This window comes from Pinirhizobacter sp., assembly GCF_035317885.1.
Lineage (GTDB): Bacteria > Pseudomonadota > Gammaproteobacteria > Xanthomonadales > Rhodanobacteraceae > Pinirhizobacter.
This window is the reverse complement of record NZ_DATHFX010000075.1, coordinates 1-8508: the sequence shown is the minus strand read 5'-3', so window position 1 is coordinate 8508 and position 8508 is coordinate 1. Positions and strand designations below refer to the sequence as shown.

General features: G+C 61.5%; 7 protein-coding genes. 4 read left to right on the top strand and 3 right to left on the bottom strand.

Going from position 1 to position 8508, the window contains the following annotated elements; all coding sequences use genetic code 11:
- A partial coding sequence (locus VK519_RS02365; RefSeq protein ID WP_324347298.1) for an SDR family NAD(P)-dependent oxidoreductase occupies positions 1–823 on the top strand: 823 nt, incomplete at its 5' end.
- Between the two features lie 28 nt (positions 824–851).
- Here the strand turns inward: VK519_RS02365 and VK519_RS02360 are convergent.
- Genes VK519_RS02360 through VK519_RS02350 form a run of 3 tightly spaced genes read right to left on the bottom strand, consistent with a single transcriptional unit; the run spans position 852 to position 2999 of the window.
- Positions 852–1583 (bottom strand): SDR family oxidoreductase, encoded by a 732-nt coding sequence (locus VK519_RS02360; protein WP_324347296.1) that lies wholly within the window; start codon positions 1581–1583, stop codon positions 852–854.
- A gap of 52 nt (positions 1584–1635) precedes the next feature.
- Positions 1636–2247, bottom strand: a complete 612-nt coding sequence (locus VK519_RS02355; RefSeq protein ID WP_324347294.1) for a TetR/AcrR family transcriptional regulator — start codon at positions 2245–2247, stop codon at positions 1636–1638.
- Positions 2248–2273: 26 nt separating this feature from the next.
- Positions 2274–2999: a hypothetical protein gene (locus VK519_RS02350; protein ID WP_324347292.1), complete on the bottom strand. Its 726-nt coding sequence runs from the start codon at positions 2997–2999 to the stop codon at positions 2274–2276.
- 195 nt (positions 3000–3194) lie between these two features.
- On the opposite strand from VK519_RS02350, the gene VK519_RS02345 reads away from it, so the two are divergent.
- The 3 genes from VK519_RS02345 to VK519_RS02335 form a co-directional block, all read left to right on the top strand.
- Positions 3195–3899 carry a cupin domain-containing protein gene (locus tag VK519_RS02345; protein WP_324347291.1) on the top strand — a complete coding sequence of 235 codons (705 nt, stop codon included), beginning with the start codon at positions 3195–3197 and terminating at the stop codon, positions 3897–3899.
- A 186-nt stretch (positions 3900–4085) separates the two neighbouring features.
- Complete coding sequence (locus VK519_RS02340; protein ID WP_324347289.1) at positions 4086–6272, top strand: alpha-galactosidase D; 2187 nt, start codon at positions 4086–4088, stop codon at positions 6270–6272.
- A 194-nt stretch (positions 6273–6466) separates the two neighbouring features.
- On the top strand, positions 6467–8508 hold a 2042-nt coding region (locus VK519_RS02335), incomplete at its 3' end, for a glycosyl hydrolase family 95 catalytic domain-containing protein (protein ID WP_324347287.1).

The window sequence follows — 8508 nt, the reverse complement described above, 5'->3', positions numbered from 1 at the left end:
CCTGGCCGGCGGGATCACCTCGCCGGCCCCTCATTTCTCTGGTGTTTTTCTTATGGCACGCATCTTCATTTCAGGCTCGTCCAGCGGCCTCGGCTTCATGGCGGGCGAACAACTGATCTCACAGGGACACCAGGTAGTCCTGCACGCCCGAAACGCCGATCGCGCCGAGGCTACGCTGAACGCACTCCCCAAGGCCGAAGCCGTCGTCGTGGGCGATGTCGAGACCATCGCCGGCACCAGGGATGTCGCGACCCAGGTCAACACGCTCGGGCGCTTCGACGCCGTGATCCACAACGCGGCCGTGGGTTATCGCGAGGGTTACCGCGAGACCGTCGATCACCTGCCGCACGTCTTCGCCACCAACACATTATCAGCCTATCTTTTGACGGCGCTGATCCAGCGGCCGAAACGGCTGGTTTATGTTAGTTCCGGCATGCAGCACCATGTCGACGCGAATCTCGATGACATTCTCTGGGAGCAGCGTCGCTGGAACGGTTCGCAGGCGTATGCCGAAAGCAAGCTGCACGACACGTTGCTCGCTTTTGCCATCGCGCGCCGCTGGCCGAACGTGTTCTCCAATGCGCTGGAGCCTGGCTGGGTACCGACGAAGATGGGAGGACCCGGTGCGCCCGACGACATGGACCAGGCACACCTGACCCAGGCGTGGCTTGCCGCAGGTAGCGATCCGAAGGCCGACGTCACCGCCAAGTATTTCTATCATCTGAAGCGCATGCAGCCGAACCCGCAAGCGCATGATCCCGCGCTGCAGGATCGGCTCATTGCCATCTGCGCCAAAATTTCGGGCATCGCGCTACCGGCTTGAGCCGTGAAAGCACAGCGTGTACGGCGCGTCAGAGCGACATGCCCCCGTCCAACGTGAGACTGGCGCCCGTCATGTAACGAGAACCATCGCCCGCCAGGTATGACACGAGCTCCGCGACATCGTGGGGTTGGCCCACCTGACCCAGCGGAATCATGCCCTTGATGTGCTCGATGTGATCAGACGTCATATCGGTCTCGATCGGGCCTGGCTGGATGTTGTTGACGCGGATGCCGCGCGGCGCCAGATCCAGCGCCAGTCCCTTGACCATGGCGGCCACCGCGGCCTTGGTCATCCCATACACCGTACCGATCGGACTTAACGGGCGCACGGCGCTATTGCTGCCTATCGTGATCACCCGGCCGTTGTCGCCCATCTGGGTCACGGCGGCCTGGATGGCCAAATAGACGCCCCGGACATTGACGGCCAACAACTGGTCCAGGTCTTCGGCCTGGAATGATGCGATATCGCCCAGGCGGAGCAACCCGGCGTTCACAACCACCACATCAAGCCGACCAAAATGGGCGAGCGTGCTGTCCACCGCCGAACGGATGGCGATGGGGTCGGCGCTGTCGGCCTGGATGGTCAGGGCCGCTCCGCCCAAGGCGACAACGGAGGCGGCGACCGCTTTTGCGCTGTCGGCGCGGGAGACATAGGTAAACGCCACAGCGAACCCATCCTGCGCAAGGCGGCGAACGGCGGCCGCACCGATGCCTCGGGAACCTCCAAATACCAGGGCGACTCGCTCATGTTTGTCATTCATATAGGTTCCTTGTTGATCGATTAGTCAAGAACTGGATAAAAAAGGGGTTTGTTTACAAACTCGGCGAAGCCTTGATCCGCTCGACCGCGAACCGGCCAAGCCGGCGAAGATCGGCGGCCTTGGCCCCGCTGCGGGCGGCCAGCTGGATGCCGGTCATGGTCATCAGTAAAAAGTCGGCGGTCTGCTGAACGTTGAGTTGGGTATCCAGCTGGCCTGCGGCCCTGCCTTCCCGCACCCGCTTGACCAGTTTGTCCCTCAGGTGGGCGGAAGCCTTGGCGCGCAGGTCGGACAACTGAGGTTCGGTGGCACCGAACTCGCACGCGGAACCCACGCCCATGCAGCCAAGCGCGCGCACTGCATCATCGTCGTCGACGAGGCCATCGAACATGTCCTGGATGCCCTGCACCGCCGAGGCGGGACCTTGCAAGCGCCGTATGTGCGCTGAGGTCGAGCCTTGCTGGTAGTCCGTCAGCGCTTCGAGATAAAGACGCCACTTGTCGCCAAAGGCGTTATAGATACTTTGACGACCGATCCCCATGGCCGAAACCAGCTCTTCCGTCGACGTGGCAGCATAGCCTTTGGCCCAGAAAACCGACGCCGCCTTTCGCAGCACGGTCTCGCGATCAAATTCAGAAGGTCTGCCCATGGAGGGATTATCAGTCATGTTGACTATTCAGTCAAGAACGACCTTCAAGTCGAATGGATCCAGGCCAGCAACGCCTGGGTGGGCGGCGAGAACGCGACCGGCCCCGTAATCAGCATGCTGGCCATGATGACGCCAACGCCCCATAGATAGGCCGCATGCACCCGGCGTCGCGTGAACAGGTCATACGCAGGTCCGGCGAGGGCGAACAGCATGATCACGCCGAACATCACCATCGGCGCGGCCCGCCCGAACGAGTCCATCGGTAGCAGTCGGCCAATGCCAGGCCCGAGGATCGACACCGTGGCGCATATCATCAGCCGGCGATGCCAGTCAGCCTTGCGGCGAAGTTTCACGCCCGCCGTCACCAGACCACCGAAGACGAGGATGCCAAGGGTGTTCATGGCCAGGAAGATGGCTGGCGGGAAAAATGACGGCACCAGGTTGTCGTGTATGGAGAGGTAAGTCGCGGTCAAGGCCATAACCACCATGGCCGCCGCAAGAACCGCGCCTGCCATGCCCAGGCGTCGATGAAGCCGGATGGATCCCCGAAAGATCAGCGTCGGCTGAACCACTAGCAGCACGACCCACAATGAAAAGATCGCACCATGGATAAAGAGGAGCGAAGGCAAGCCTGGTGACGCACGGAAGTCATCTGGAACGGTGCGGGAGAAACCCCCGATGATTACGGCGGCCATGACCAGCGACAGGATCAGATAGAACGCTGGTCGCGTCCTGCTAGCTGCACGAGCGGTTGCGTCAATGCTGGTCATTACCCTTCCCCGTTCTGGTAGCACCCCGCGAGAATCGTAACCGACACGATTGTCTCTGGGCGCAGAAACATGCAAACCAGACGCCCTATATCGAAAGTAGGCGCTGACCTTGGGCCAGCTGTTGTTACTGTTGATGGTGTAACCGGCTAAACATGTAGCACCCCGTTGCGGTAACCATTCCAAGGAGTACGAACGATGCGACTGAAACTCTCGCTTGCAGTCCTTGCTCTTGCGAATCTGGCGGCTGTGCCCTGTATGGCGCAACAGGCGGACGGCGTGATGGCCGCCAATGCGCCGCAGCACGATCACCGCACCATGGTGCCGAACGGCTGCCAGCCGCTTGGCGCGCATCGGGTGGGCGACATCGGTTGCTACATCGTCGTGCAGGAAGCGATGACCGCCCTGCCAGCCGGTCAGCTCTACTGGCATCTGGATACGTTCGCCGACACCGCCGCGGCCCTCGCCGCCCGCGGCACGAACGGCAGCGTGATGGAAGCCTATGGCCACGCCTGGCTGCTGACCATCGCGGACGATCACTGGCGTCCCAAGGGTGGACAGCACGTCGCCTCCATCGGCCCGTTCACGCCCCTGACCCGCGGTCCGCAAACTGCCACCTTCATGGTGGCGACAACGGATGCGAATATGGACTCCATGCCGCATAGCCATGCCGGCCCCGAGGTCTTCTATGTTGTCGAAGGCGCGCAATGCCTGGAGACGCCAAGCGGCACGAAGACACTGAAAGCCGGCGAAGGCCAAGCCGTGGCCGGCGGCATTCCGATGAAACTCTACGGCGCAGGCGACAAGACGCGGCGGGCGCTGGTTCTGGTGCTACATGACGCCACACAGCCGGTCGTCATCCGGAATCTGAATTGGCAACCGAAGGGCTTGTGCCTCCAATGAGCGGCCCTGCCTTGAAGTAATCCACCAGAACTGTGACCTGTTCATCATCGAACAGCCTTGACACTGGTAAACCCCCGGGCGTACTTTCCAATTGTCATATTATATGACGTCGCTAACACGGACGCTCCTGCGATTCGATAAGCGTCCATTCCCGCGCGTTGATCACCGCTCAAGGGGTACTACTCGATGGATGCCAATATCAGGTCCCTGCTGCCGCGCTGTGCGCTGGCTTGTGGACTTCTCGCCGTGGCCTCGGTGGCCGGCGCGCAAGTCAACGGCGTAGCGCAAAAGCCTTATCTGGGCTGGAGCACCTTCAGCCAACAGACAATCGACAATAACTTCTTCACCCAGGCCAACGTCATCAAGCAGTCCGACGCCATGGTCTCTTCTGGCCTGGGGGCCCACGGCTACAACTACATCAACATGGATTCCGGCTGGCAGGGTAGTTTCGATGCCAATGGGCGGCCCATTCCGGACACGGTCAAGTTCCCCGACATCAAGGCCTTGATCGACCACATTCACCATAACGGCCAGAAAGCGGGCATCTACTGGATTCCCGGTGTCGAGGAACCGGCGGTGCTGGCGAACTCGCCGATCCTGGGCACGCCGTACCACATCCAGGACATCCTGGCGGTGCCCTACACCGCCGGCAATGCCTTCGGTACGCCCAACTCAACGTCGCCGTATCACTACAAAATCGACTTCTCCAAGCCAGGTGCCCAGGAATACATGGATTCCGTGGTGGCCCTGTTCGCCTCCTGGGGAGTGGATTTCATCAAGCTCGATGGTGTATCGCCCGGTTCCTACACCGACGACCTGAGCATCAACAACCTGGCCGACGTGCAGGCGTGGTCAAAGGCGATCGCCAAGAGCGGGCGCCCGATCTGGTTGACGGTTTCATGGGCGCTGGACCAGGACTACCTCAGCACCTGGCAACAATTCTCCAACGCGCGCCGCATCGACGACGACGTGGAGTGCGAAAGCCGTTGCGCCACGCTCACCGACTGGCCGCGTATCTACAAACGCTTCCGGGACCTGCCCGCCTGGCAGGAAGCGGCAGGACCCAAGCTCGGCTGGAACGACCTGGATTCGCTTGATATTGGCGATGGCGCCCTGGACGGCCTGACGAACGATGAGAAGCGTTCGGCGATGACGTTGTGGTCGATCGCCAATGCCCCGCTCTACCTCGGTGGCGACCTTACCAAGCTCGATCCCTTCGGAAAGCAACTGGCGACCAACGACGAAGTACTTGCCGTGAATCAGTCCGGCAAGCCGGCAAGACAGGTCATCGGCGGCGATCAACAGGTATGGCTTTCCGACATGGGCGACGGCAGTTATGTCGTGGCGTTGTTCAACATGAATGCAACGCCGACCATGATTACCTTGCCGTGGCGCCAGCTCGGATTTCTTGGTGCGCGACAGATGCGCGACCTGTGGACACACCGGGAACTGGGTCGATCCGTGGGTGAGTACGACACGCGGCTGGAGGGCCATGGCGTGCAGCTATTGAAGATCTGGCCAACCGTCGGTCATGCCGCGCCGGTTCCCTCGGCCAATTACGAAGCCGAAGACGCCACGCTGGCAGGTTCCGCCGCAGCAGCCGGTTGCACCGGCTGCTCGGGCGGTAGCAAGGTCGGCGGCCTGGGGCTAGGCGCCGGCAACACGGTGACCTTCAACAATGTCTATGTGCGGCGTACCGGCGTGTACCAGATGCAGATCAATTCGTTGGTGTTGGGCTTGCGTTCCTATCTGTACAAGGTTGGCGACGGTCGGTTCCAGACCTTCAATTCCGGTGGAGCGAGCTTCAATCTGCCGTCGGCAAGCACCGTGCCGGTGTGCCTGAAGGCAGGCTTCAACGCCATTCAATTTGGTAACCCCACCAGCTATCCACCGGACCTCGACCGCATCGTCGTCAGTGGCAATGGCGATACGCCGCTGCCAACCACCACCACGTACGAGGCGGAAGCCGCCACGCTGGGTGGTACGGTCACCGCGGGCTTCAGCAACTATGCCTCGGGGCTTTCGAAGGCCGGTAATATCGGCGGCGGCGCAGCAAACACGGTGACCTTCAGCAATGTCACGGTACCGGCGGCCGGTGTGTACCAGCTGGAAATCGACTACTTCACCAGCGGTGTGCGCACCCTGGTGATGACCGTCAACGGCCGCTCGCCGCGCTCGCTGGATCTGGACGGAAGCACCTTCGATGATCCAGTGCCGAAGGTGATCCAGGTGGTACTGAAGGCCGGGGTGAACACCATCGAGTTTGGCAACGCCACGGGCTTTGCACCGGACCTGGATCGCATCGTGGTGGCGCCGGTGGTCGATTCGCCGTGGCCGTTCGACAACACCACCCAAGTGTGTGGGAAACAATGAGTCAACGACACCCCGATATGCATGCCCGTCGCCGGTTCCTGAAAGGGGCCGGCGCTATCTCGGCCATGTTGCCGCTCATGGGTTTGCCGGTGTTTGCCGCAACCGGGCCAGTAAAACGACCTGCTGGCTCCCCTCCTCCCGGTCCCATTGGCAAGACCAGCCTTTGGTACGACTCGCCAGCCGTCGAGGCGAACGTGCTCCGCGAAGGCCTGCCCATCGGCAACGGCCGCCTGGGCGCCCTGGTGGGTGGTGATCCCGCGCGCGATTTTCTCTACCTTACCGACGGCTCGATGTGGCTCGGCGGACTCAATGACAAGCTGGATAAAGAGGGTCAGTTCAACTACACCACGGCGGACTTTGGCGGCCTGACGATGTTGGCGAAGTTGTACGTCGCCGTGGAAGGCCACGAGTTTGCGAACGTCTCGGACTACCGGCGCGAGCTCGATCTGGCCCAGGGCTACATCCGTATTTCCTACCGTAAGGGAAATGTCCGGTATGTGCGTGAGATCTTTGCCAGCCATCCAGATGACGTGGTCGTGGTGCACCTGTCACAGAGCGGCGGGGGTAAGCATGGCGGCAGCATTGAACTGAAAGGTACCCACGGGGAGGCCACTCACGGCGATGGCGCGAACTTCCGTTTCGACGGCAAGCTCGAAAATGGCTTGAAGTACGGGGCGCAGGTGAAGGCCATGGCCTCATCGGGCACGGTAAGCGCCCAGGGCTCGACGCTGCACTTTGATGGTTGCGAAAGCCTGACCGTGATCTTCAGCGGTGGGACCAACTATGCGCCGCACCTGGCTACCGGGTACCGGGACCCGTCGCTGGACCCATCGACCCGGTCGCGCGAGAAAGTCGAGGCGGCAGCCAAGGTTTCGGCAGCCGTGCTGTTGCACACCCACGTGGCCGATCATCGGGCCTTGTTCGACACGATGAGCGTGGACTTCGGCGCATCGAGCGAACAACAGCGCGCCATGGATTCGTGGAAGCGCCTGCAGGCGCGCGCACAACCTAGCTCAGCCGCCGATCCGGAGCTTGAGGCGAGCTACCTGCAGTTCGGTCGTTATCTCACCATCGCAGGCTCGCGTGACAAACTGCCGACGGGCCTGCAGGGGTTGTGGCTGGGCGATAACGATCCGCCGTGGATGGCCGACTACCACAACGACGTCAACCTGCAAATGAACTACTGGCTGCCGGACCGGGCCGGACTATCCTCATGCTTCGATGCGATGGCGAACTACTGCCTGGACCAGGTCGAGTCATGGACGGCGATCACCCAGCGCTTCTTCAACGATCCCAGCAATGGGTTCCGCAATAGCTCGGGCAAGATCGCCGGCTGGACGGCGGCGATCTCCACCAATATCTATGGCGGCAACGGCTGGTGGTGGCATCCGACGGGCAGCGCATGGCTGTGCAACAGCCTGTGGCAGCACTATCAATATGTCATGGACCACGACTACCTGGCCCGCATCTACCCACTGATGAAGGGCGCCTGCGAGTTCTGGGAAGCGCGATTGCTCACCATCAGCGTGACCGACCCCGCCACGGGATCCAGGCGCGAGGTATTGGTTGACGACGCCGACTGGTCGCCGGAGCAAGGCCCGAAGAACGGAAAGGGCAATACTTACTCGCAGGAATTGGTCTGGGATCTGTTCGAGAATTATCGACAGGCCAGCACCCTCCTCAGGCGCGATGCCGACTATGCCGCGAAGATCACCCAGATGCAGGCACGGCTTTACCTGCCAAAGGTGAGCGACAAGAACGGGTGGCTGGAAGAATGGATGTCGCCGGACAACCTTGGTGAGGTCGAACACCGACATCTGTCGCCTTTGATCGGGTTCTTCCCTGGCGACCGTCTTCACCGTGATATCAGCCCGCCGGCTTTGATCGAGGGCGTGACCAAGCTGCTGCAGGCACGTGGCATGGTCGGTTACGGCTGGGGTTGTGCCTGGCGTGCCATCTGCTGGGCGCGCCTTAAAGATCCCGAGAAAGCCTATCAGCTGTTGCTGACCAACCTGAGTCCGGCGCATAACCACCACAACGGTACGACGCAGAACTTCTTCGATTTCTACCAGATGACCGCGGATACCGACTGTTTCCAGATCGACGCCAATTACGGCACGCCGACGGCGATGCTGGAAATGCTCCTGTATTCACGCCCCGGAGTGATCGAGTTGTTACCTGCCCTGCCCGCGGCATGGGCAGCCGCTGGGCGTGTCACGGGGATCGGTGCACGTGG